This is a genomic window from Streptomyces luteireticuli (assembly GCF_041519305.1).
Lineage (GTDB): Bacteria > Actinomycetota > Actinomycetes > Streptomycetales > Streptomycetaceae > Streptomyces > Streptomyces luteireticuli.
The window spans coordinates 4,958,591-4,980,888 of sequence record NZ_CP167927.1 but is presented as its reverse complement, the minus strand read 5'-3'; the positions used below and the strand labels follow the sequence as shown (position 1 = coordinate 4,980,888).

Genomic DNA, 22,298 nt, shown 5'->3' with positions numbered 1-22,298 from the left:
GCCCCACGGGCCCCGTCGACGGATTAGGCTGCCTCTCGTGGCTGACATCCAGATCCCCGCCGACCTCAAGCCCGCCGACGGTCGTTTCGGCGCCGGCCCGTCCAAGGTGCGCACGGAGGCGCTGGCCGCCCTCGCGGCCACCGGAAGTTCCCTCCTCGGCACGTCCCACCGCCAGGCCCCGGTGAAGAACCTGGTCGGCTCGGTACGGGGCGGCATCCGCTCCCTCTTCTCCCTCCCCGAGGGCTACGAGGTGATCCTCGGCAACGGCGGCTCCACCGCGTTCTGGGACATCGCCACGCACGGCCTGATCGAGGCCAAGTCGCAGCACCTGACGTTCGGCGAGTTCTCGTCGAAGTTCGCCAAGGCCGCGAGCCAGGCCCCCTGGCTGGACGAGCCGACGATCATCGCCGCCGACCCCGGCACCCACCCGGAGGCCAAGGCCGAGCAGGGCACGGACGTCTACGCGCTCACCCACAACGAGACGTCCACCGGCGTCGCCATGCCCATCCGGCGCGTGGAGGGCGCGGACCAGGAGTCGCTCGTCCTGGTCGACGCCACGTCCGGCGCGGGCGGCCTGCCCGTGGACATCCGCGAGACGGACGTCTACTACTTCGCGCCGCAGAAGTCCTTCGCCTCGGACGGCGGCCTATGGATCGGGGTCTTCTCCCCGGCCGCCCTGGAGCGGGCCGCCCGCGTCCACGCCTCGGGCCGGCACATTCCGGAGTTCTTCTCCCTGCCGACCGCGATCGACAACTCCCTCAAGAACCAGACGTACAACACCCCGGCCCTCTCCACCCTGTTCCTGCTCAACGAGCAGCTGGAGTGGCTCAACGGCCAGGGCGGCCTGGACTTCGCGGTCCGCCGCACGGCGGCCTCCGCCCGCGCGCTCTACGGCTGGGCCGAGGCGTCCGAGCACGCCGCCCCGTTCGTCACGGACCCGGCCAAGCGGTCCCAGGTCATCGGCACGATCGACTTCGTGGACAGCGTGGACGCGGCGGCAGTCGCCAAGGTCCTGCGCGCGAACGGCATCGTGGACACCGAGCCGTACCGCAAGCTGGGCCGCAACCAGCTGCGGATCGCGATGTTCCCGGCGATCGACCCGGCGGACGTCGAGGCGCTGACGGCCTGCGTGGACTACGTCATCGGCCGGTTGTAACCGAGCGCCCCGGTTGTAATCGAGCGCCGTTGTCAGTGGCGCGTGCCAGGGTGGCGGGCATGAAGACGACTCCGGACGGCCGTCCCGTCCCGCCCCCGCACGCCGGCGAGCGCGAAGCACTGGAGAGCTGGCTCGACTTCCACCGTGCGACGCTGGAGGCCAAATGCCGCGGCCTCGACGACGCCCAGCTCCGCCGGGCCTCGGTGCCACCCTCCACGATGACGCTGCTGGGCCTCGTCCAGCACATGGCCGCGGTCGAACGGAACTGGTACCAGCGGGTGTTCGCCGGCCGCGACGCACCGGCGGTCTACGAGGACGCCGGGCAGGACGGCTTCGGCCTCAACCCCGACCGCGGCCTGGACGAGGCCCTGGCGGACTGGCGCGCCGAGATCGAGGCGGGCCGCGCGCTGACCGCCGACGTGCCCCTGGACCACTCGTGCGACAGACTCCGGCCCCCGATCTCCGACTTCCTCGGCGAGAGCGTCTCGCTGCGCTGGGTCCTGATCCATCTGATCGAGGAGTACGCGCGGCACAACGGCCATGCGGATCTGCTCCGCGAGCGCATCGACGGGGTCACGGGAATGTGAGCCCCCGGGAGGCGACACCCTCGCCCGTTTTGCCCGGTTAGGTACGCAGGTACCGGCCAAGTCGGGCCTCCGGACGACACCGATGGGACCTTTGCCGCCTGTGTGCGCCGTCCCCGCATTCGAGGATCTCGGTGAAGCCGGGCCGCGCCCCTGCGCCCCGGCGGACCGAGAGGCGGAGTCGCACATGGCGAGGCAGGAAAGCCCGGGGCACGAAAGCCCGGGGCAGGGAAGCCTGATGCAGGTAAGCCTGAGGCAGGGAAGACGCAGGACGGGGTGGGCGCTGAGGCACGCCGTGGTGATAGCCACCGCGGTGGGGGTGATGTCGCCCCTGGCGGGCGAGGCCTTCGCGGCGGGCGGCGGCCCGGCGGGCGGCGCCGGCAAGATCGCCTGCGCTGCCGACACCGGCGCGCCGACCTGTGTGTACCGGGTCGACAGCCGTCCGCCGTCGGAGGTCTTCGCGGAGGGCTTCAAGGTGCCCGGCGCGGGAACGAACAACAATCTGCTCGACCACATCAACGGCCGCAGCACCCTGCAGGCGAACGGCCCGCTCAAGGGCACCACCAACTTCGTCTCCACCTCCACCGGCACGGAGTACGTCACCAACTACGCGGGCCGTCTGAAGCTCGACCTGAAGGCCACCGGCGGAGAGGGCTGGATCTACGTCGTCCAGCCCGACCACACCTTCCACAACGTCCGCACCAGCCTGGAACGCGCGGCCAAGAGCAGGAACGCGGAGATCGCGAACGCCGCCAAGCAGACCCTGAAGTACTACGGCTACCAGGCCGAATGGGCGGCGCGCGGCTCGATCCGGCCGGAGCTGGTGCAGTATGCCGTGCCGGTGAAGATGGTCAACGGCCTGCCCGAGCCGGACTTCCGACGCCTGGAGACCAACAGCGGTTACCGCCCGGGCGACGCCAAGGCGGCCAACCCCGCCCCGTACGAGATCGCGAGCGCCTCCGAACTGTGCGCCACGGGCAGCGGCACCGGAAGGGTCCGGCGTTCCGCCGAACTCTGCGACATCGGCGCGAAGGACACCGCCGAGATCGCCGGCAAGCACCGCGAGCGCCTGAAGGCGCACGGCGACGACGTCGAATACGTCACCACCCTGGACGAGTTCGAGAAGAACCCCAAGTCCCTGCTGTCGCCCCTGCGCGAGACCAACGCGGTCCTCAACGACGCCGCGGCCGGCGAGCTCGGCGCGAAGGACTTCGAGGCGTTCTCCACCCGGGTCACCGAGGCGTTCGGCCGCGACCTCCAAGCCGTGCACGGGCTCAGCACGGACACCGGCCTCCTCGCGAAGGTCGCCCGCCGGGCCGGCCGCACCGCCGAGCTGGGCGCGAAGGCGCTCCCGTACGTGGGGATCGCCGCGACCGGCTACGCCATCGCCGAGGACGCCAAGGCCGGCGACTACGGGAACCTCGCCTTCGACACGGTCGCCGAGGGCCTCCAGGTCGCCATGGTCGCCCAGCCGGAGCTCGTCCCCCTCCTCGAACCCGCCTTGCTCGCCGAGCAATTGGCGCAGATCGTCTACGGCGAGATCACCGGGTGGTTCAAGCAGCAGGAGCAGCTGGACCACGACCGGAAGCAGTGGGGCAGCGCCGTCAAGGACCTGGTGGAGCATCGCGACGCGCAGTGGCGGAACCACCTTGAGGGTCAGGCCCTGCAGCAGTTGTTCCCCCAGCTGAACAAGAAGTTCGACAGCGTCCTCACCTCGGACGTGAAGACCCTGAAGAAGTGGGCCCAGTCCAAGAAGGAGGCCGTCGCGCGGATCGCCGCCCGGTCCAAGGCCCGCGCCTCCTCGCCGGAGGAGAAGCTGCGCATCGAGAAGCACGAGTACGCGCTGAAGAAGAAGATCAACGCCAAGGTGTGGGAGCAGCAGGACGCCCGGGCCGCGGTGTACGAGCAGCAGATCGCCAGGGCCGCCACCGGCGCCTTCGCCGCGACGCTCAAGCCGGGCAAGGACGGGAAGGTGGCCTTCGACGCCTTCACCGACGCGTTCGTCGAGCACAGCGTGAAGCCGTACCTGGACAAGCTGATCGGCAAGATCGGCGATGACGAGTTCCGGGCGAGCGGCGCCCGGGTCTGGGAGCAGCCGGAGCTCACCCGCCGCCAGGCGCGCTGGAACAGGATGAAGGCGGACAAGCTCGCCGAGGTGCGGACGGCCCTGTCCCGCGAGGGCCGGACCGCCCTGTCGGAGCAGGAGGTCCGGAAGCTGCAGCAGGAGAACTTCCCGGCGAAGGAGGTGTTCCACAACCCGGAGCGCGACCGGGACCGGCTCTTCGACGAGCTGGCACGGGACCGGCGGGGCTGACGGCACCGACGCCCCGGGGAGGGACGGGACGGACTCATCCGCCCCTCCCCGGCACGGGGTTACGCCACGCGCCGCCTCCGCAGCACCGCCCACCCCAGCACCAGCAGCACAACCCACACACCCATCACATACAGCGCCACCCGCGTATCCGCGCTCCACGCGATCAACACGGTCACCAGGGCGAAGAACGCCAACGCCACCACATTCGTGTACGGAGCCCCCGGCATCCGGTAGGAGGACGCCTCCGCCGCCCCCGCGGCCACCGCCTTCCGGTACCGCATGTGCGTCACCAGGATCACGCTCCACACCATGATCGCCCCGCCCGTGGACACCGAGGTGATGTAGGCGAACGCGTGCTCGGGATCGAGGGCGTTGAGCAGAACGCCGAGTCCCATCGTCACCGCGGAGACGCAGAGCGCCGCCGCCGGGACCCCGCGCGGGGTCAGCCTGGCCAGCGCCGCCGGCGCGTGCCCGTTGACGGACGCCGTCCGCAGCATGCGGGCCGTCGAGTAGAGACCTCCCGCGTTGCAGGAGGACAACGCCGAGGTCAGGACGATGAAGTTGACGATCCCGGCCGCCGCCGGAATGCCGATCTTCGCGAAGGCGGCCACGAACGGGCTGACGCCCGGGTGGAATTCGGTCCAGCTCACCACGGAGAGGATCACGATCAGCGTGCCGATGTAGAAGAGCCCGAACCGCAGCGGAAGGCTGTTGATCGCCCGCGGGATGTTCCGCTTCGGGTCCTCCGCCTCGCCCGCCGTCACCCCGACCAACTCGACGCCCAGATAGGCGAAGAGCACGATCTGGAGGGTCATCAGCGAGTCGTGGACGCCGTTCGGCGCGATGCCGCCGTCCTTCCACAGGTGCGTGACGGACGCCGTGTCCCCCACGTCGCCGAAGCCGATCACCAGCACGCCCACCCCGACCAGGATCATGCCGACGATCGCCACGACCTTGATCAGCGCGAACCAGAACTCCAGCTCGCCGAAGGCCTTCACCGAGATCATGTTGACGGCGAGCAGGACGACCAGCGAGACCAGCGCCGTCTGCCACTGGGCGACCCCGGGGAACCAGTACTTCACATACTGCCCGGCCGCGGTGATCTCGGCCATGCCCGTGGTGACCCACATGATCCAGTAGGTCCAGGCGGTGGCGTACCCCCAGAAGGGCCCCAGATACTCCCGGGCGTACTCCGCGAAACTTCCCGAAACGGGCCGGTGGGTGAGGAGTTCGCCCAGCGCGCGCATGACGAGGAGGAGCACGAGTCCGGCCACCGCGTACCAGATGATCAGGCTGGGCCCGGCCTGGGATATCGCGGTTCCCGCCCCCAGGAACAGTCCCGTGCCGATCGTGCCGCCGATGGCGATCATCTGGATCTGCCGGGTACCGAGCCCCCGTTTGTACCCCTCGGACCCCTCGGCCCCCTCCCCTCCCTCCCCGCCGCTTTGCGTAGCCGGTGCGTCGCCCGGCTTCGTCCCCCGCGCTGTCGGTGGCCGCATGCAACAGAACCCTTCTCGAAGATCTCAAGATTTCAATCTCGCGACCCTAGGTACCGCTTTCGGCCGTCCACAAGTGCTTTCGGATCTTCGTCACATGCCGGGTTCCCTCCCCCTTCCCTCCCTCACACCCCGGCGGCGAGCTTGAGCGTGACGGCCCCGGCGATGATCGCGGCGAAGGAGAGCAGCTTGGGCAGGGTGATCCTCTCCTTGTAGATCACCGCCCCGAGGACGACGGTCCCGACCGAGCCGAGGCCCGTCCAGATCGTGTAGCCGACGCCCACGTCGAGCGTGGTGAGCGCCCGGCTGAGGGTGAAGATCCCGCCGGCGGCGGCGAGCACGGTGAGAACGGAGGGCCAGAGCTTGGTGAAGCCCTTGGTGGCGTTGGTGCCGAGCGCGAAGGCGATCTCGAAGACGATGGCGACGCCGAGGTAGATCCATGCCATGACACAGGCCCCTTTCAGGCAGTGGCGGATTTCAGGCAGTGGCGGAGCGGTCGGACAGCTTGAGCCCCAGCACCCCGCCGATGATCAGCACAAAGGCGACGGCCTTCCCCGCGTTCATCGACTCGTGGAAGATCACGGACCCCAGGACCACGGTCCCGACCGAGCCGATGCCGGTCCAGACCGTGTAACCGACGCCCACGTCCAGCGTCTTGAGGGCGAGGCTCAGGAAGAAGATCCCGCCGGCCGCGGCACCGGCGGTGAGCAGCGACGGCCACAGCTCCGTGAAGCCATGGGTCGCATTGGTGGCGAGGGCGAAGACGACCTCGAAGACGGAGGCGATGAGCAGGTAGATCCAGGCCATGACGGCCCCCCAGTTATTTGTATGTATGTGCATGTTCTTTGCGACCCGAGAAGCATGCATGTACAAATAACCTGTGTCAACACACCAGACGGCCTCCGCGCCCTCCGCCGACGCCCGCATGTGGCACCGCCTCCTCGCCCTGCACGCCCACGTCGAGCACCGCCTGAGCACCGCCCTCCAGCGCCACCACGGCCTCGGCCTCTCCGAGTACCGCGCCCTGGGCCTCCTCGCCACCGCCCCCCGCAACGAGCTGCGCATGCAGGAACTCGCCGACGGGCTGGGCCTCAACCAGAGCTCGGTGACCCGCCTCGTCGGCCGCCTCAACACGGCCGGCTTCACCTATCGCGACGTGTGCGAGGACGACAAACGCGGCGTCTACACCGTCCTCAAGGACGAGGGCCGCGCCCGCCACGCGGCGGCCACGGCCACGTACGAGGCCACGCTCGGCGCGGCACTGGAAGCCGCACCGGAGGGAACGGCGGTGGCCGCCCTCCGCGAGGCACTGGGCGGAAACCTCGGGTAAGGTGACGCTGTTCCGGGACAGTGAACGACCTAGGAGGTGAGTCCCATTACCGCTACGGCAGGACGGGTGCTCTCACCTCACACCTATACGGTCGCTTCGTCATAAGTGACCCCAGAGAGCGCCCTTCGGACATTCTGAAAGGCCCTCATGTCGGTTACCTCCGTCTCCAACTCCCTCTCGGCATCCTTCTCCTCCCCCCTCGTCACCAGGCTGCGCGCCGCCGGCTGCGTCTTCGCCGAGGACGAGGCGGAGCTGCTCCTCTCGACCGCGCGCACACCGGACGAACTCGACGCGATGGCCCGTCGGCGCTGCGCCGGCGAACCCCTCGAACTCGTCCTCGGCTGGGCCGCGTTCCACGGGCTGCGCATCACCGTCGTCCCCGGGGTCTTCGTCCCCCGCCGCCGGACGGAGTTCCTGGCCGACCGGGCCGCCGCGCTCGCCCGCCCCGGTTCCGTCGTCGTCGACCTCTGCTGCGGCTCCGGCGCCGTCGCCACGGCCCTGGCCGCCACGGTGACCGGCCTCGACCTGCACGCCGCCGACATCGAACCGCCGGCGGTCCGGTGCGCCCGGCTCAATCTCCAGGACGCGGGCCGCGTCGACGTCCTCGTCGCCAACACCCCGTACGTCCCCACCTCCGAAATCCCCCTGCTCCCGCCCGAGGCCCGGGACCACGAGCCGCTCGTCACCCTCGACGGCGGGGCGGACGGACTGGACGTCCAGCGACGGGTGGCGGCGGGCGCCCGCTCCTGGCTCGCGCCCGGCGGCTCCCTCCTCGTCGAGACGAGCGAGCGCCAAGCGGTGCGGGCGATGGCGGTGTTCGCGGGCGCGGGCCTGGTTCCGCGGCTGGTGCGGGACGAGGAACTGGACGCGCATGTGGTGATCGGGGTGCGCCCGGGCCGCCGTTGACGGGAGAGTGGGCCCGGACGGCAACCCTTCACTCATCGGAGTGGTTTGCCGTCACGGGCCTTACGGACAAGCCCCCGCAAGGCGGATTCTCCCTCCTGGAAACTGACCTTTCAGGACGTTCCGTTGGGCACTGTCGGGTGCCCCGATCGGCGAAGGAGAACCCCATGCGCGCGTTCGATCGGGCAGGAAGAGCAGCTCTGGTCATCGGCACGGCCGCCGTGCTGGTGACGGGTCTCGCCACCAGCAGTCAGGCGGCGACCGGCACGTTCACCTACACCACGGGCAGCGGCGTCGAGTTCGAGCTGAACAACCCCGCCGACGACTCCTGCTTCACCCTGAACAGTGGGGCGACCGGCGCGACCAATGGAACGGACAGGATCGCGACGCTCTACCGCGACGATTCCTGCCAGTCGTCCGTACTGAGCCTGGGGCCGAGGCAGAACGCCATCTTCGGAAGGCCGCCGCTGTCCGTGAAGTTCACCGTCCGCTGACCGGGCGCCGCACCTGCGGAACCCGCCGTTTCGCCGCCTACGTCCCCCTCCGCCATCGGCCCTAGACCTTTGTGCCGAAACCGGCCCCCCTCCGAAGACCGATCCGGTGCACGCCGGAACAGCCGATGATGAATACACGAGCTCTCGCCGGCTTCGTCATCCCCCGTACGAAGCCGGCGAGAAATCGCCTCCGGGGAGGGGCAATTCCCCGTCCCCGCCGCGCCCTCGAAAGAGTCACCCTTGATTCCGGGCCGCTCCGGGGAGTTGGCTGGCGGCATGGAGTACACGCAGCTCGGGCGTACGGGACTCAGTGTCGGCCGGATCGTTCTCGGGACGATGAACTTCGGGCCGCGGACCGACGAGAACGACAGTCACGCGATCATGGATGCCGCGCTCGACGCCGGCGTCAACCTCTTCGACACCGCGAACGTCTACGGCGAGGCCGAGGACCGCGGCCGCACCGAGAAGATCATCGGGAACTGGTTCGCCAAGGGCGGCGGCCGACGGGACAAGGTGGTGCTGGCCACCAAGGTGTTCGGGGCGACGGCGACCCCCGGAGCGGAGGCCCAGTGGCCGAACCGCTCGCGGCTGTCCGCGCTCAACATCCGCCGCTCCGTGGACGAGAGCCTCCAGCGGCTGCGGACGGACCACATCGACGTCTATCAGTTCCACCACGTGGACCGGGCCACCCCGTGGGAGGAGATCTGGCAGGCCATGGACGTCCTGGTCCAGCAGGGCAAGATCCTCTACGTGGGCTCGTCCAACCACGCCGGCTGGCACATCGCGCAGGCCAACGAGACCGCGCGGCGGCTCGGCACGTACGGGCTGGTGAGCGAGCAGTGCCTGTACAACCTGGCCGAGCGGCGGGCCGAGATGGAGGTCATCCCGGCGGCGCGGGCGTACGGGCTGGGGGTGATCCCCTGGGGACCGCTGGGCGGCGGGCTGCTGGGCGGGGTGATCCGCCGGGCGCAGGAGACGGGCCGGTCCGCGGACGCGCTGGCGAACTCCGCGGTGCGCGACCGGGTCCAGGCGTACGAGGACGTCGTGGACAAGTACGGACTGGCCCCCGGCGAAGTCGCCCTCGCCTGGCTGCTCGCGCAGCCGGGGATCACGGGACCGATCATCGGGCCGCGCACGGCCGGGCAGCTCGAGTCCGCGCTGCGGGCGGTGGAGCTGAAGCTTCCGGAGGAGCTGCTGGCCTCGCTGGAGGAGATCTTCCCGGGGCCGGGCCCCGCGCCGGAGGCGTTCGCCTGGTGACGGGGGCCGGCGGGGTCACTTCACCGCGGCCACCACGGCGACGACGACGAGCATCAGGGCGAGCGCACCGGTCATGATCCGGTTCCTGGTCTTGGGATCCACTCCCGAAGGGTAACCGGGCGGCGGTGTCGCCCGGGAACCTAGGTCCTGTCGGGCCTCCCCAGCTCCCAGGCCCGCACCGTCTCGTACCGGGGGCGCTCGCCCGGTGTGCCGGAGCCGGGGAGCCGGCTGCAGACGAGTTCGAGCCGTCCGACGGGGAACGGGGTGCCCCGGAAGTCCGCCAGGGCCTCCGCGTACGGCCGCAGGGAGACCCGGCCGGTGGCCCGGGCGAGCGTGAGGTGGGCGTGGAAGGGGCGGCTCTCGTCCACGTCGATTCCCGTCCGCCGGGCGCCCGCGGCGGCGGAGCGGGCCAGGGCGCCGAGGGTGCCGACGTCGCCCTCGGCCCCGGCCCACAGCACCCGGTCGCCGAACCGGCCGCCCCCGGCCAGCCGCAGTTCGTGGGCGGGGTGCCGGTGCGCGGCACGGCCCAGCCGCTCGGTCAGCTCCGGGAGCAGGTCCTCGCCGACCTCGCCGAGGAAGGCGAGGGTGAAGTGCCAGGTGTCGGGGGCGGACCAACGCAGCCGCCCGGCGTCCGGCAGGCCGTGCAAGTCGGCCGCGGCGTCCGCGAGTTCGGCGAGGGCGGACGAGGGCGGGATCACAGCGACGAAGAGGCGCACGGGGCTAGTGTCGCGCGGATGGAGATCAACATCAGGAAGGGCGGGGCGGAGGACCTCCCCGCGGTCGTCGCGATGTTCGACGGCGCCGTCGAGTGGCTGGTGGGCCGGGGGCGGGAGGAGCAGTGGGGATCCGAGCCCTGGTCGTCGCGGCCCACGACGGTGGAGAAGATCAGGAGGACGCTCGCCGACGGCGAGCCGTGGATCGCCGAGTACGACGGGGTGCCCGCCGGCACCCTGACCCTCGCCCGGCGCCCCACCGACTACATCGAGCCCGCCGACGAACCGGAGGTGTACATCCTGCTGTTCGTGACCGACCGCCGCCTCAAGGGCTCCGGCATAGGCGCGGCGCTGCTGGCGCACGCCGTCGAGGAGACCAGGCGGCTGGGCGTGGACCTGCTCCGGGTGGACTGCTACGCGGGCGGCGGCGGGGAGCTGGTGGCGTACTACGAGAGCCAGGGGTTCACGCCCGTACGCCCGTTCACGGTCGGCGCATGGCCGGGGCAGCTGCTGGAGCGGCGCGTATCGGACCAGCGGCGCGTATCGGACCTGCCGGATTCCCGGCCGAATTCCCGGCCGGATTCCGCGATTGACCCGGCGCACGGCCCTGCCTAGCTTTTCGCTCGTTCCAGCGGCAGCCGACGGCACGAGGGGCGGGTATGGGCGAGCACGAGCACGGCGCGACGGCCGAGTGGATCAAGCCGGGCAGGTGGTACGGCACCGTGCGGATCACGATCCGGAACACCGGGGCCACGGCCCTCGTCAATCCCGAGATCTCCTTCCGGGTCCGCCCGGACCAGTACGTGGAGAACAGGCACGGGCTGGTCTTCATGCGCCGGGGGGACGTCGTCACCGGGTACTTCGTGTTCGAGCGCAGCACCGTCCCCCCGGACGGCGGGACCCAGGAGTTCACCGTCAACATCTCCCGGGCCACGCCGGGCCCGGGCCCGCTGCCGTCCGGGTTCAGGATCAACGGCCGGCCGCTGCCGGAGTGAACGGCCGCTCGCCGTGCGGCCGTTCACCCGTACCCGCTCCTAGGCCGGCACGGCCTCCGGCTCCGGCTTCCGCTCGCGCGGGACGAACTCCAGGTGCCGGCGGCCGCGCCGCAGGTCCACCCGGAGCCGTACGCCGACGGCGCGGGCCAGCGCGAAGCCGATGGCCACGGCGGAGAGGAGGGAGCCGACGCCGCCCGCGGCGAAGCCCACCCGGGGGCCGTAGGTGTCGGTGACCCAGCCGACGACGGGCGCGCCGAGCGGGGTGCCGCCGACGAAGACCATCATGTAGAGGCTGAGCACACGGCCGCGCATGGCGGGGTCGACCGCCATCTGCACCGTGGAGTTGGCGGTGACGTTGGTCGTCAGCCCGAACATGCCGATCGGCACGAGCAGCAGGGCGAAGAGCCAGAACGACGGGGAGAGCGCGGCGGTGATCTCCAGCAGGCCGAAGGCGGCCGCGGCGCCGATCAGCACCCGGCGGCGCGAGCCGCCGCGCCGGGCGGCGAGCAGGGCTCCGGCCAGCGAACCGGCCGCCATCAGGGTGTTGAAGAGGCCGTAGGTGCCGGCCCCCGCGTGGTAGACGTCATCGGCGAACGCCGTGAGCCAGATGGGGAAGTTGAAGCCCATGGTGCCGATGCAGCCGATGAGGGCGATCGGCCAGATGAGGTCGGGCCGTTCGCGGACGTGCCGCAGCCCCTCCCGCAGCTGGCCCTTGCCGCGCGGGGCGGTCCCGGCCCTGTGCAGCTCGCCGGGGCGCATCATCAACAGGCCCGCGATGGGCGCCAGATAGGACAGCCCGTTGAAGAGGAACGCGGCGCCGCTGCCGACGGCAGTGATCAGCACACCGGCGACGGCCGGGCCGACCAGCCGTGCGGACTGGAAGTTGGCCGAGTTGAGGCTGACGGCGTTGCGCAGGTCGGCGGGGCCGACCATCTCGTGGACGAACGCCTGCCGGGCGGGGTTGTCGACGACGGTGACGAGGCCGAGGGCGAAGGCCGTGAGGTAGACGTGCCAGACCTGGACGTGGCCGGAGAGGGTGAGCGCGGCGAGCGCGAGGCCGGTGAGGCCGCTCGCCGTCTGAGTGCCGAGGATCAGCAGCCGCTTGGGGCACCGGTCGGCGAGGACGCCGCCGTACAGCCCGAAGAGCAGGATCGGCAGGAACTGCAGGGCGGTGGTGATGCCCACCGCGGCGGAGGATCCGGTGAGTCCGAGGACCAGCCAGTCCTGGGCTATGCGCTGCATCCAGGTGCCGGTGTTGGACACCACCTGGCCTATCGCGAAGAGCCGGTAGTTGCGGATCCTGAGCGAGCTGAACATGCCCCCCTTGTGCGGCAGGGGGGTGGTGCTTATGTCGTCTTGGGGTTTCGGTGCGGGTGCGGAGTCTGCTCCGGGTCCCGTACTCAAGCGGGTTCGCCTCCTTTGCCCTGCGCGCGTGTTACAACTGCGCGAGCTTCTCCAGGACGGGCGCGGCGGCGCGGAGCGTCGCCCACTCGTCGTCGTCCAGCCGGCCGGCCAGCTCGGCCAGCCAGGCGTTCCTCTTGCGCCGGCTCTCCTCGAGCATGGCCTCGGCCTGCTCGGTCTGCGTGACCACCTTCTGGCGGCGGTCCTCGGGGTGCGGCTCCAGCCTGACCAGGCCCTTGCTCTCCAGCAGCGCCACGATCCGGGTCATCGACGGCGGCTGGACGTGCTCCTTGCGCGCCAGCTCGCCGGGTGTGGCCGAGCCGCAGCGGGCGAGCGTGCCCAGCACGGACATCTCGGCCGGGCTGAGCGACTCGTCCACCCGCTGGTGCTTGAGCCGTCGCGAGAGCCTCATGACGCCCGAGCGCAGCGCGTTGACCGCTGCCTCGTCCACGGCCGTCTCTTCGGTATCGGGGACCTCTGCGGAAGAGGTGCGGGACAGGTCCGACATGTTGCTTAGCCTAACTCATTACTTCACCTAATGAAAGTGCGCATGGCGGGGCGCGTGGAAGCAAGGGGGCGGCGGACGGAAAACGGGGCGGGACGGTCCTCGATGGACCGCCCCGCCCCGTGCGGGCGAGCTCCGCGCGCCGCTGCTCGACTCCGGGCTATTCACCCCCGGGCCACTCGCCCCCGGGCTATTTGACCCTGAGCTATTTGACCCCGAGCGCCCGCTCGATCGGGTCCAGCATGAAGTACACGAGGAAGCACGCCCCGACCACGTTGAGCAGCCAAGGGATCTCGCGGAAGCGGCGGTCGGCGAGGCGCAGCAGGATGAAGGCGAGGACGCCGATGCCGATGCCGTTGGTGATCGAGTAGGTGAACGGCATCGAGACGATCGTCAGGAACGCGGGGATCGCGATCGTGAAGTCGCTCCAGTCGATCTCCTTGACGTTGGACGCCATGATCAGGAAGCCGACGACGAGGAGGGCCGGGGTCGCCGCCTGCGAGGGGACGACCGTCGCGAGCGGGGTGAAGATCAGGGCCAGGAGGAAGAGACCGCCGGTCATCAGGTTGGCGAGGCCCGTGCGGGCGCCCTCGCCGACACCGGCCGTCGATTCGACGAAGCAGGTGTTGGCGGAGGCGGAGCCGAGACCGCCGGCGGCGACGGCGACGCCGTCCATCATCAGGACCTTGCCCATGTTGGGCAGCTGGCCGTTCTCGTCGGTCAGCCCGGCCTCCTCGCCGACGCCGATGATCGTGCCCATCGCGTCGAAGAAGCCGGAGAGCAGGACGGTGAAGACGAACAGGCAGCCGGTGAGGATGCCGACCTCGTGGAAGCCGCCGAACAGGCTGATGTCGCCGACCAGTCCGAAGTCGGGGGCGCCGACGACGCTGTCCGGGATGCGGGGCACGCTCAGGCCCCAGTCGGCGTCGGGGATGACCGCCAGCTCGTTGACGACGATCGCCAGGAAGGTCATCACGACGATGCCGATGAGGATCGCGCCCGGGGACCGGCGGACGATCAGGATGAAGGTCAGGATCAGACCCGCCGCGAAGATCAGGACCGGCCAGCCGTGCAGCTGTCCGCCCTGGCCGAGGCCCATGGGGACGGTGGTGTGGGCCGCGTCCGGGTTGCGGGTGACGAAGCCGGAGTCCACCAGGCCGATCAGCGAGATGAACATGCCGATGCCGATCGCGATGGCCCGCCGCAGCCCGTTCGGGATCGCGTCCATGACGCGCTGCCGCAGACCGGAGGCAACGAGGAGCATCAGCACCAGGCCGGCCAGGACGACCATGCCCATGGCGTCGGGCCAGCTCATCTTGGGGGCCAGTTGGAGGGAGACGACGGCGTTGATGCCGAGGCCGGCGGCACAGGCGATGGGGACGTTGCCGATGGCGCCCATGAGGACGGTGCTGAGACCGGCCATCAGGGCGGTGGCCGTGACCAGTTGGGCGTTGTCCAGCTTGTGGCCGTACTTGTCGAAGCCGGCCCCGAGGATGATCGGGTTCAGCACGATGATGTACGCCATCGCAAAGAACGTCGCCAGCCCGCCCCGCATCTCCCGGGCTACGGACGAGCCCCGCTCGGAGATACGGAACCAGCGGTCGAGCAGATTGCCGGACGGCGTCGGGGGCGGGGACGGCTGCTGGGCATCGACCGACGCGGTGGCCGAGGAGGACATACGGGGACCTCAGAAGTCGTGGGAAGCCAGGGGCGGCGATCCCGCCTGGTCGTTTTTAGAGGATCAAACAAGCAAACCCTGTCGGATCCGGTTCGATTCAGTATGAATAAACAAGCCCCGAATTGCTATCTCCGCGCGTAGACCCTTATGAGGCCGGGGATCGGCCATGATCGGCCGGACCGGACGGACTAGGCTGGCGTCATGACGAAGTGGACCCCCAGACACGAGGCGCCGGAGCCCCTCGAAGGCAACGTGGTCGCCACCATCACCGGCGGCACGATCATCTGGTTCGTCCTCTTCGTGATCCAGCTGCCGTTCTACGGCCGGCTCTCCGACGGCGGCCACCTGTGGTGGCTGTGGACCTGCCTGGCCGGTGGCGGCCTCGGCCTGATCGGCGTCTGGTACGTCCGCCGGCGGGACGCGGCGATCAAGCGGCACGAGGCGGCCCGCGCGGCCGAGCGGCAGGCCGAGCAGCAGGCCGAGTAGCCAGGCCGGGCAGCAGGCCGAATAGCGGACCGGGCAGCCGCGCGAACAGGCCGAAAGCATCCCCTTCCGAACACCCCCGGAAGGTGAAGCGGGCCGGACGCCCGTACCGTCGGAGGCATGAGCGATCCGGCGGAGGCCGCGTCCCGCGGCAGTACCGCGTCCCCCGCACATTCCGGCCTGACCGCCGCGGAGGTCGCCGAGCGCGTCACCCGCGGCGAGGTCAACGACGTCCCCGTCCGCTCCTCGCGCTCCACCGCGGAGATCGTCCGGGCCAACGTCCTCACCCGGTTCAACGCCATCATCGGCGTCCTCTTCCTGATCATCCTGGTCGTCGGCCCGCTCCAGGACGGCCTCTTCGGCTTCGTCATCGTCGCCAACACCGCGATCGGCATCTTCCAGGAGCTGCGCGCCAAGAAGACCCTCGACTCGCTCGCCGTCATCGGCGAGGCCAAGCCCGTCGTCCGCCGCGACGGCCGCCCGGTGCCCGTGCACACCGGCGAGATCGTCCTCGGCGACCTCATCGAGCTCGGCCCCGGCGACAAGTGCGTCGTCGACGGCGAGGTCCTGGAATCCGACGGGCTGGAGATCGACGAGTCACTGCTCACCGGCGAGGCCGACCCGGTGGTCAAGAAGCCCGGCGACAAGGTCATGTCCGGGTCGTTCGTCGTCGCCGGCGGCGGCGCGTTCACCGCCACCAAGGTCGGCCGCGAGGCGTACGCGGCCCAACTCGCCGAAGAGGCCAGCCGCTTCACCCTCGTCCACTCCGAACTGCGCACCGGCATCAGCCTGATCCTCAAGTACGTGACGTGGATGATGGTCCCCGCCGCGATCGGCCTGGTCGTCAGCCAGCTCGTGGTGCAGGACCACGACTGGCGGGAGGCCGTGCGCCGGATGGTCGCCGGGATCGTGCCCATGGTCCCCGAGGGCCTGGTGCTGCTGACCTCCGTCGCCTTCGCCATCGGCGTCATCCGGCTGGGCAACAAGCAGTGCCTGGTGCAGGAGTTGCCCGCCATCGAGGGGCTGGCCCGCGTCGACGTCGTCTGCCTCGACAAGACCGGCACCCTCACCGAGGGCGGCATGGACGTCAGCGAGCTGCGGCTGCTCGCCGAGGCCGAGGAGACATACGTACGCGAGGTCCTCGGCGCCCTCGGCGACTCCGACCCGCGCCCCAACGCCAGCCTCCAGGCGATCATCGACGCCTACCCGGACGGCCGGGGCTGGCGCTGCACCGAGTCCCTGCCCTTCTCCTCCGCCCGCAAGTACAGCGGCGCCGCCCTCTCCGGCCCGGACGGCGAGAGCGGCAACTGGCTGCTCGGCGCCCCCGACGTCCTCCTCCCCGAGGACGACCGGGCGCTCGCCGAGATCGAGGAGCTCAACGCCCAGGGCATGCGCGTCCTGCTGCTCGCCCGCGCCCGGCGCGGCCTCGACGACCCCGACGTCGCCCGGGACGTCCACCCCACCGCGCTCGTCGTCCTCGAACAGCGGCTGCGCCCCGACGCGGGCGACACCCTGCGCTACTTCGCCGAACAGGAGGTCGCCGCCAAGGTGATCTCCGGCGACAACGCCGTCTCGGTCGGCGCGGTCGCCGCCAAACTGGGCCTGCCGCGCGCCGGTTCCCCCGTGGACGCCCGGCACCTGCCCGCCGTGCGCGAGGAGATGGCGGAGGCCCTGGACCGGGGATCGGTCTTCGGCCGCGTCTCCCCGCAGCAGAAGCGGGACATGGTCGGCGCGCTCCAGTCGCGCGGCCACACCGTGGCGATGACCGGCGACGGCGTCAACGACGTCCTGGCGCTCAAGGACGCCGACATCGGCGTCGCGATGGGCTCCGGATCGGAGGCGACGCGGGCCGTCGCCCAGATCGTGCTGCTGAACAACAGCTTCGCGTCGCTGCCGTCCGTGGTCGCCGAGGGACGCCGGGTCATCGGCAACATCACCCGCGTCGCGACCCTCTTCCTCACCAAGACCGTCTACTCGGTCCTGCTGGCGATCCTCGTCGTCTGCACCCGCGTCCCCTACCCCTTCCTCCCCCGCCACCTCACGCTGCTCTCCACCCTGACGATCGGCGTGCCCGCCTTCTTCCTGGCCCTGGCGCCCAACAAGGAGCGCGCCAAGCCGCACTTCGTCCGCCGCGTCATGCGCTACGCCGTCCCGGCCGGGCTGATCGCGGGGGCCGCCACCTTCGCCACGTACCTGCTGGCACGGTCGTACTACTCGGGCGGCGACGCCCTGGGCGCCCAGACCAGCGCGGCGACGCTGACCCTGTTCCTGATCTCGCTCTGGGTGCTGGCGATCATCGCCCGGCCCTACACGTGGTGGCGGGTGCTGCTGGTCGCCGCGATGGGCCTGGGCTTCCTGATCGTCCTGGCCGTGCCCTGGCTCCAGCGGTTCTTCGCGCTGAAGCTCGTGGGGACGACGCTGCCCTGGACCGCCGTCGGGATCGCGGCCGTGGCGGCGGCCGTCCTGGAAGTCGTATGGCGGTGGGTGGGCCGCCGATTCCCCGCCTAGCTAGGCCGTGCTCTTCTCGTCCTCCAGGAAGTTGCGGAGCTGCTCCCGCAGCTCCGGGGAGTCCTTGTGCTGATGCACCGAGACGGCGTGCTCGGTCGCGGCCTTGAGGACTTCCTCCTCCTCGCCCGAGATCGTCAGCGTGCAGTGCGACTCACTGGGGAACCGGCGGCAGTCGGCGACTTTCCTGGTCATCGCGGACCTCCTCTCGCCACTTCACTTCCAGCGTAGTTCTCAGCGCTTCTGTGCCTGGTCGAAGACTGAACGGGCGGCGGCGCCGAGGTTCGGCCCCGACATCGTCGTGCTGTGCTCCAGCGCGTCGCCGTGGCTGTTCACGGAGACCAGCGTCCCGATGCCGGTCTTGGCGTTGAAGTCCGCCAGCCAGGGCCCGCCGCTCGCCCCACCCGTCATGTCGCACGGCACGCTCTGCTCGTCACCGGGAGCGGCCTTCGCCGTACCCGTGCAGGTCAGGAGCGCCTGCCCGCGCTGCGGCCGCGTCGCCGGGTAGCCGAACGCGGTGACCTTCCCGCCCGGCTTCCGCCCGAAGGCGACGTTCTGCCCGCCGACGGTGTCGACGAGCTTCCTGCCCTTGACGGCGTCGACGGTGAGGGCGGCGATGTCCGTCCGCCCCTCCTTCGCCCACGAGTCCGGGGTGACGGTCGCGCGGACCGGGAAGACGCCGTACGGCCGCTGGCTCTTCCTGTCGTAGCCCGGGACGAAGACGAGGTCGGTGTAGGTGTTGACCGGGGATGCGGCGCGCCGCACGCAGTGGCCGGCGGCCATGACCGTGGAGCGGTTGCCGCTGCGGACGGCGGCGGCGGTGCACCAGGTGTCGGAGCCATTGGCGTTGACGAAGTAGAGCTTGCCGACGGTCTTCATCTTCACGCCCTTCCAGGGCGCGGACTTCGGCCCGGTACGGCCGAGGTCGACCGAGAGGTCGGTCTTCCGCATGCGCTCGGGGGTCCAGTAGGCGAGGGCCTGCTTGCGCTCCTTGGCGGTGTAGGTGACGGCGGCGGTCGCCGGGGCCTTGGCCTTGCCCTGCGCGAGAGCGGCCGTCGGGACGACGGCGAGGGGTATCGCGGTGACGAGGAGGAGGGTGGTGGTGCGCAGGCGCATGGCGGGCGGGCTCCGGGGTCGAAGGGGTGTTCTGCGGCTGGGGACGTGGGCGGGAGCCGAGTGGTTGCAACTCCCGCCCGACGCCGGCCGCGTCAGACCGCTTCCGCCTCGACGACCGAGGGCAACGCCGCGGTCGGTACGACGCGGTTGAGCCGGAACCCGGAGCGGGTGAGCAGGTCCTCGAACTCGGCGGCCGTACGCTCCCGCCCCTCCATCAGCATGAGCATCACGGTGTCCAGCCCGACCGCCGGATGCGGGGAGCCGTCGCCGGGCAGCACGACGTCGATCACCAGCAGGCGGCTGCCGGGCGTCATGGCCCGGCGGATGCTGCCGAGGATGCGCAGGCAGTCCTCGTCGGACCAGTTGTGGAGGATGTTCTTCAGCAGGTAGAGGTCCCCGCCCTCGGGTACGGACGTGAAGACGTCCCCGCCCTCGGTCCGCCAACGGCCCTTCAGCTCTTCCCCGTCGAGCAGATGGTCGGTGACCGTTCCGGGCCGGTCGAAGAGGACACCCGTGAGACCCGGGTGCCGGGCGAGGGCCTCGCGCAGCAGGCCGCCCTGCCCTCCGGCCACGTCGACGACGGTGCCGGTCCCGGGGAACGGGTAGCTGCGGACCACCTCTTCGTTGACCCCGTCCGACGTCGCCGAGGTGATGGCGTCGTCGAATACGCGGGCCTTCTCCGGAGCGGCGGCCAGATACTCGAAGAACGGCGTGCCGAACGCCGCGTCGAAGCCCGGCCGTCCCGTGCGCAGGGTGTCGCCCAGCCCCTCGGCCGAGCGACGGAACATCTCGTGCGTGGCCCAGAGCACGGCCGCCCGCTGGGATCCCGGCACGTCCGAACGCAGCAGCTCCCCCTGCCCGGTCAGGGCGAAGGCCCCGCCCTCGCCCTCCCGGAACAGCCCGCGCTCGGCGAGCAGCCGCATCACCCGCCGCAGCGGCCCGGCCTGGGTCCCGGAGCGGGCGGCCAACTCATCGGCGGTGAGCGGCCCGTCGGCCAGCAGGTCCGGTATGCCGTGATCCACGACGGCGCCCGTCGCGGAGGCGTAGACATGACCGAAGATCAGGTCGTAGAGCGCGGGATGGGTGCGGGGATCGGACGAGGTGTCGGTGCCGCCGGGGGTGGTGGTCATGGCATCGCTCCTGTCGCGTAGAGGCGTGTTGTACGCCGTCGGTTGCGGAGTTGTGCGCAGCGCGAAGCGGGCGCGGACGGCCGGGTGAAGCCGTCCATGATCGCTTCTTCTCCATCCAACCCGCTGGGACGGGCTAATGGAAGCCCGGTGTGCGGCGACGAGCGACTCAGGCCCCGAGGCCCTTCACGTACTCCTCGAAGGGCACCGACTCCGCGAGCGCGATCCGCTGGTACTCCCTGAACGGCTCCGGATTCCCCTCGTACACTTCCCGGTTGATCTGCGTGCCGTCCGACTCGTAATGCATCAGCACCACTTCCGAACGGTCGAACATCCAGAAGTCCTGAACACCGGCCAGTGGGTTGTCCCTACCGGTCACGTCCATGATGCGGATGTCGTCACCGGCCCAGGCGTGGGGCTCGTAGCACATGAACTCGTACCGGAGGTAGTCCGAGAGCGGGCGGGTGACGATGTGCACGCGGCCCTTCGCCTTTCCCTCGCGGCGAACCCGCTTGAGGTCGTCGGTGTACTCGTTCGAGTAGGCATGAGGATCGAGGCGTTCGCCCGCGAGGAACCGTCGGAACTCTTCCTCTTCTTGCGGCACCCTGCAGACCAATGCCGCGTAGTTAAGAAACTCGGCGTTCCGTGTCCACATTTTCACAGCGACACGCCGGGGATGGTTGTGGACAGTCAACCTGGGGCGGTTCTGCTCTTTCGCTGTGGCCACGAATCTGGTTATGTTTCTCGTTCATGGGTGGGATTCGAGATGAAGGGGCCATCTCCGGCGAGCGTTTGACTGACCGGGTGGGTATCGGGGTTCTGACGCGTCTGGTGCACCGTGACCTGGTCGATGAGGTTCTCGCGGAGACGGGGCGGACGGAGAAGAGATCTCGTCTGCTGCCTGCACGTGTCGTTGTGTATTACGTGATGGCCATGTGCCTGTTCTTCGGCGAGTCGTATGAGGAAGTGACCCGTCTGCTCGTCAACGGCCTGCGGTTCCTGGGGACATGGCGGAAGGAATGGACGGTTCCCACGTCCAGCGCGGTCTCCCAGGCGCGCCGGCGTCTGGGGCCTGAGCCGCTGAAAGCGCTGTTCGAGCGGGTGGCGCTGCCGTGTGCCCAGCGCGGTACGCAAGGGGCATGGCTGGGGAATTTTCGGCTGATGGCTATTGACGGTTTCGTACTGGACCTCCCCGACACGCCCGCGAATGACGCGGAGTTCGGGCGTTCCGGCGGGGAGAAGAATCCTGCCCCGTTTCCACAGGTGAAGATTGTCGGGCTGGGAGAATGCGGCACGCATGCCGTTGTGGCTGCACGGCTGGGGCCCTGGCGTACGGATGAAGGGACACTGGCCCGGGATCTCGTGGCGGATTTCGAGCCGGGCATGCTCATCACTGCTGACCGGGGATTTTACGCCTACCGGCTGTGGGAAGCTGCTGCGGCCGCGGGGGCGGATCTTCTGTGGCGGATGCCCGACGGACCTCATCTGCCGGTGGTCCGACCGCTCAAGGACGGCTCGTACGAGTCATTTCTGCTGGACCCGAAAGTACGCCGCCGGCGTGCCGTCCAGCGTCACCGAGGGGCAGCACACATCGAAGAGCCGTCCGGCATCCCGGTCCGGGTCGTCGAGTACGAGGTGACCAACCGTGAAGGCAAAGGAGAAATCTTCTGCCTGATCACCACCATCATGGACCCGGACGACGCCAGTGCTGCCGAGCTCGCGGCGGCGTACGCGGAACGCTGGGAATTCGAGTCCGGCCTCGACGAGATCAAAACCCATCAACGCGGCCGCGGCGCCGTACTGCGTTCAAAATCCCCGGACATGATCGAGCAGGAGATCTGGGCGCTCCTGCTCACCCACTATGCGGTCCGGCACCTGATGTGCGAAGCCGCCGACCAAGCCGATATCGACCCCGACCGGCTATCTTTCATCCGCTCACTGCGCATCATCCGCCGTCAGATCACTGACCAGGCGGGCTTTTCCCCCTCACCGTCTCGCGAAAGCTCTTGAATCAGCTTTCACAGAAATTCTGGAGAGGCCCAACCCCAGCCGGCGCCACCGCACCAGCCCACGAGCCGTCAAACGCATCCACGTCCACGCCTACAGGAAAAAGAAGCGCACCGAAACCACAGTCCACCACCCAGACCCACCGGACATCAAAATCCTCGCCGTTTCTTAACTACGCGGCATTGCCCTGCAGACCGGCAAGGTCTCCAATCGCCAAGCCTCTACCCGGAATTC

At 70.0% G+C, this 22,298-nt stretch carries 23 protein-coding genes; 12 read left to right on the top strand and 11 right to left on the bottom strand.

Going from position 1 to position 22,298, the window contains the following annotated elements:
- The first annotated feature begins 37 nt into the window (after positions 1-37).
- The 3 genes from serC to AB8735_RS22365 all read left to right on the top strand — a co-directional run bounded on the left by serC (position 38) and on the right by AB8735_RS22365 (position 4,054).
- Complete coding sequence (gene serC, locus AB8735_RS22375) at positions 38-1,156, top strand: phosphoserine transaminase (protein ID WP_372408932.1); 1,119 nt, start codon at positions 38-40, stop codon at positions 1,154-1,156.
- Positions 1,157-1,215: 59 nt separating this feature from the next.
- Positions 1,216-1,743 carry a DinB family protein gene (locus AB8735_RS22370; protein WP_372408931.1) on the top strand — a complete coding sequence of 176 codons (528 nt, stop codon included), beginning with the start codon at positions 1,216-1,218 and terminating at the stop codon, positions 1,741-1,743.
- A 292-nt stretch (positions 1,744-2,035) separates the two neighbouring features.
- Complete coding sequence (locus tag AB8735_RS22365) at positions 2,036-4,054, top strand: hypothetical protein (RefSeq protein WP_372408929.1); 2,019 nt, start codon at positions 2,036-2,038, stop codon at positions 4,052-4,054.
- 59 nt (positions 4,055-4,113) lie between these two features.
- Here AB8735_RS22365 and AB8735_RS22360 read toward each other — a convergent pair whose 3' ends face one another.
- The 3 genes from AB8735_RS22360 to AB8735_RS22350 form a co-directional block, all read right to left on the bottom strand.
- Positions 4,114-5,553 carry an amino acid permease gene (locus AB8735_RS22360; protein WP_372408927.1) on the bottom strand — a complete coding sequence of 480 codons (1,440 nt, stop codon included), beginning with the start codon at positions 5,551-5,553 and terminating at the stop codon, positions 4,114-4,116.
- Between the two features lie 122 nt (positions 5,554-5,675).
- Positions 5,676-5,996, bottom strand: a complete 321-nt coding sequence (locus tag AB8735_RS22355; RefSeq protein WP_344025806.1) for a multidrug efflux SMR transporter — start codon at positions 5,994-5,996, stop codon at positions 5,676-5,678.
- 31 nt (positions 5,997-6,027) lie between these two features.
- Entirely contained in the window at positions 6,028-6,357 is a 330-nt protein-coding gene (locus AB8735_RS22350) for a multidrug efflux SMR transporter (protein WP_344025808.1), read from the bottom strand.
- A gap of 73 nt (positions 6,358-6,430) precedes the next feature.
- Here AB8735_RS22350 and AB8735_RS22345 point away from each other — a divergent pair, with 73 nt between their 5' ends.
- The 4 genes from AB8735_RS22345 (at position 6,431) to AB8735_RS22330 (ending at position 9,534) form a co-directional block, all read left to right on the top strand.
- Entirely contained in the window at positions 6,431-6,880 is a 450-nt protein-coding gene (locus AB8735_RS22345) for a MarR family winged helix-turn-helix transcriptional regulator (RefSeq protein WP_372408925.1), read from the top strand.
- A 147-nt stretch (positions 6,881-7,027) separates the two neighbouring features.
- Entirely contained in the window at positions 7,028-7,786 is a 759-nt protein-coding gene (locus AB8735_RS22340) for a putative protein N(5)-glutamine methyltransferase (protein ID WP_372408924.1), read from the top strand.
- Positions 7,787-7,950: 164 nt separating this feature from the next.
- A complete protein-coding gene (locus AB8735_RS22335; RefSeq protein WP_372408922.1) occupies positions 7,951-8,277 on the top strand; it encodes a hypothetical protein in 327 nt (108 codons plus the stop codon).
- A gap of 276 nt (positions 8,278-8,553) precedes the next feature.
- Positions 8,554-9,534 (top strand): aldo/keto reductase, encoded by a 981-nt coding sequence (locus tag AB8735_RS22330; protein WP_372408921.1) that lies wholly within the window; start codon positions 8,554-8,556, stop codon positions 9,532-9,534.
- Between the two features lie 140 nt (positions 9,535-9,674).
- Here the strand turns inward: AB8735_RS22330 and thpR are convergent, their stop codons facing one another.
- Positions 9,675-10,250 carry an RNA 2',3'-cyclic phosphodiesterase gene (gene thpR, locus AB8735_RS22325; RefSeq protein WP_372408920.1) on the bottom strand — a complete coding sequence of 192 codons (576 nt, stop codon included), beginning with the start codon at positions 10,248-10,250 and terminating at the stop codon, positions 9,675-9,677.
- 18 nt (positions 10,251-10,268) lie between these two features.
- On the opposite strand from thpR, the gene AB8735_RS22320 reads away from it, so the two are divergent.
- Together AB8735_RS22320 and AB8735_RS22315 are read left to right on the top strand one after the other, a co-directional pair.
- Positions 10,269-10,862 (top strand): GNAT family N-acetyltransferase, encoded by a 594-nt coding sequence (locus AB8735_RS22320; RefSeq protein ID WP_372408918.1) that lies wholly within the window; start codon positions 10,269-10,271, stop codon positions 10,860-10,862.
- Between the two features lie 44 nt (positions 10,863-10,906).
- The gene (locus tag AB8735_RS22315; protein WP_372408917.1) at positions 10,907-11,242 is read left to right on the top strand and encodes a hypothetical protein; all 336 of its coding nucleotides are present in this window, start codon (positions 10,907-10,909) and stop codon (positions 11,240-11,242) included.
- Between the two features lie 39 nt (positions 11,243-11,281).
- Here the strand turns inward: AB8735_RS22315 and AB8735_RS22310 are convergent, their stop codons facing one another.
- The 3 genes from AB8735_RS22310 to AB8735_RS22300 all read right to left on the bottom strand — a co-directional run bounded on the left by AB8735_RS22310 (position 11,282) and on the right by AB8735_RS22300 (position 14,826).
- Positions 11,282-12,646, bottom strand: a complete 1,365-nt coding sequence (locus AB8735_RS22310) for an MFS transporter (protein WP_372408915.1) — start codon at positions 12,644-12,646, stop codon at positions 11,282-11,284.
- Positions 12,647-12,677: 31 nt separating this feature from the next.
- On the bottom strand, positions 12,678-13,151 hold the full coding sequence (locus tag AB8735_RS22305; RefSeq protein ID WP_372408914.1) for a MarR family winged helix-turn-helix transcriptional regulator: 474 nt from the start codon (positions 13,149-13,151) through the stop codon (positions 12,678-12,680).
- A gap of 202 nt (positions 13,152-13,353) precedes the next feature.
- Positions 13,354-14,826: an NCS2 family permease gene (locus AB8735_RS22300; RefSeq protein ID WP_344025831.1), complete on the bottom strand. Its 1,473-nt coding sequence runs from the start codon at positions 14,824-14,826 to the stop codon at positions 13,354-13,356.
- 201 nt (positions 14,827-15,027) lie between these two features.
- On the opposite strand from AB8735_RS22300, the gene AB8735_RS22295 reads away from it, so the two are divergent.
- Together AB8735_RS22295 and AB8735_RS22290 are read left to right on the top strand one after the other, a co-directional pair.
- Positions 15,028-15,312 (top strand): DUF2530 domain-containing protein, encoded by a 285-nt coding sequence (locus AB8735_RS22295; RefSeq protein WP_344025833.1) that lies wholly within the window; start codon positions 15,028-15,030, stop codon positions 15,310-15,312.
- Between the two features lie 117 nt (positions 15,313-15,429).
- Entirely contained in the window at positions 15,430-17,817 is a 2,388-nt protein-coding gene (locus AB8735_RS22290) for an HAD-IC family P-type ATPase (RefSeq protein ID WP_372408913.1), read from the top strand.
- Here AB8735_RS22290 and AB8735_RS22285 read toward each other — a convergent pair whose 3' ends face one another.
- The 4 genes from AB8735_RS22285 to AB8735_RS22270 all read right to left on the bottom strand — a co-directional run bounded on the left by AB8735_RS22285 (position 17,818) and on the right by AB8735_RS22270 (position 20,712).
- On the bottom strand, positions 17,818-18,009 hold the full coding sequence (locus tag AB8735_RS22285; protein ID WP_372408911.1) for a DUF1059 domain-containing protein: 192 nt from the start codon (positions 18,007-18,009) through the stop codon (positions 17,818-17,820).
- 39 nt (positions 18,010-18,048) lie between these two features.
- Positions 18,049-18,930, bottom strand: coding sequence for a serine protease (locus tag AB8735_RS22280; protein WP_372408910.1), 882 nt, complete (start codon positions 18,928-18,930; stop codon positions 18,049-18,051).
- Positions 18,931-19,022: 92 nt separating this feature from the next.
- Entirely contained in the window at positions 19,023-20,060 is a 1,038-nt protein-coding gene (locus tag AB8735_RS22275) for a methyltransferase (protein ID WP_372408909.1), read from the bottom strand.
- Between the two features lie 166 nt (positions 20,061-20,226).
- The gene (locus tag AB8735_RS22270) at positions 20,227-20,712 is read right to left on the bottom strand and encodes a DUF6879 family protein (RefSeq protein WP_372411891.1); all 486 of its coding nucleotides are present in this window, start codon (positions 20,710-20,712) and stop codon (positions 20,227-20,229) included.
- 95 nt (positions 20,713-20,807) lie between these two features.
- Here AB8735_RS22270 and AB8735_RS22265 point away from each other — a divergent pair, with 95 nt between their 5' ends.
- Entirely contained in the window at positions 20,808-22,067 is a 1,260-nt protein-coding gene (locus tag AB8735_RS22265; protein ID WP_372405003.1) for an IS4 family transposase, read from the top strand.
- The last annotated feature ends 231 nt before the right edge of the window (positions 22,068-22,298 follow it).

Excerpts from the sequence above, each read along its gene's own strand:
- AB8735_RS22265 (WP_372405003.1), top strand. The coding sequence starts at position 20,808 with ATGGGTGGGATTCGAGATGAAGGGGCCATCTCCGGCGAGCGTTTGACT.
- AB8735_RS22330 (WP_372408921.1), top strand. The coding sequence starts at position 8,554 with ATGGAGTACACGCAGCTCGGGCGTACGGGACTCAGTGTCGGCCGGATC.
- AB8735_RS22340 (WP_372408924.1), top strand. The coding sequence starts at position 7,028 with ATGTCGGTTACCTCCGTCTCCAACTCCCTCTCGGCATCCTTCTCCTCC.
- AB8735_RS22290 (WP_372408913.1), top strand. The coding sequence starts at position 15,430 with ATGAGCGATCCGGCGGAGGCCGCGTCCCGCGGCAGTACCGCGTCCCCC.
- AB8735_RS22305 (WP_372408914.1), bottom strand. The coding sequence starts at position 13,151 with ATGTCGGACCTGTCCCGCACCTCTTCCGCAGAGGTCCCCGATACCGAA.
- AB8735_RS22370 (WP_372408931.1), top strand. The coding sequence starts at position 1,216 with ATGAAGACGACTCCGGACGGCCGTCCCGTCCCGCCCCCGCACGCCGGC.
- AB8735_RS22300 (WP_344025831.1), bottom strand. The coding sequence starts at position 14,826 with ATGTCCTCCTCGGCCACCGCGTCGGTCGATGCCCAGCAGCCGTCCCCG.
- AB8735_RS22320 (WP_372408918.1), top strand. The coding sequence starts at position 10,269 with ATGGAGATCAACATCAGGAAGGGCGGGGCGGAGGACCTCCCCGCGGTC.
- AB8735_RS22315 (WP_372408917.1), top strand. The coding sequence starts at position 10,907 with ATGGGCGAGCACGAGCACGGCGCGACGGCCGAGTGGATCAAGCCGGGC.
- AB8735_RS22360 (WP_372408927.1), bottom strand. The coding sequence starts at position 5,553 with ATGCGGCCACCGACAGCGCGGGGGACGAAGCCGGGCGACGCACCGGCT.
- AB8735_RS22295 (WP_344025833.1), top strand. The coding sequence starts at position 15,028 with ATGACGAAGTGGACCCCCAGACACGAGGCGCCGGAGCCCCTCGAAGGC.
- AB8735_RS22350 (WP_344025808.1), bottom strand. The coding sequence starts at position 6,357 with ATGGCCTGGATCTACCTGCTCATCGCCTCCGTCTTCGAGGTCGTCTTC.
- AB8735_RS22275 (WP_372408909.1), bottom strand. The coding sequence starts at position 20,060 with ATGACCACCACCCCCGGCGGCACCGACACCTCGTCCGATCCCCGCACC.
- AB8735_RS22280 (WP_372408910.1), bottom strand. The coding sequence starts at position 18,930 with ATGCGCCTGCGCACCACCACCCTCCTCCTCGTCACCGCGATACCCCTC.
- AB8735_RS22335 (WP_372408922.1), top strand. The coding sequence starts at position 7,951 with ATGCGCGCGTTCGATCGGGCAGGAAGAGCAGCTCTGGTCATCGGCACG.
- AB8735_RS22355 (WP_344025806.1), bottom strand. The coding sequence starts at position 5,996 with ATGGCATGGATCTACCTCGGCGTCGCCATCGTCTTCGAGATCGCCTTC.
- AB8735_RS22285 (WP_372408911.1), bottom strand. The coding sequence starts at position 18,009 with ATGACCAGGAAAGTCGCCGACTGCCGCCGGTTCCCCAGTGAGTCGCAC.
- AB8735_RS22270 (WP_372411891.1), bottom strand. The coding sequence starts at position 20,712 with ATGTGGACACGGAACGCCGAGTTTCTTAACTACGCGGCATTGGTCTGC.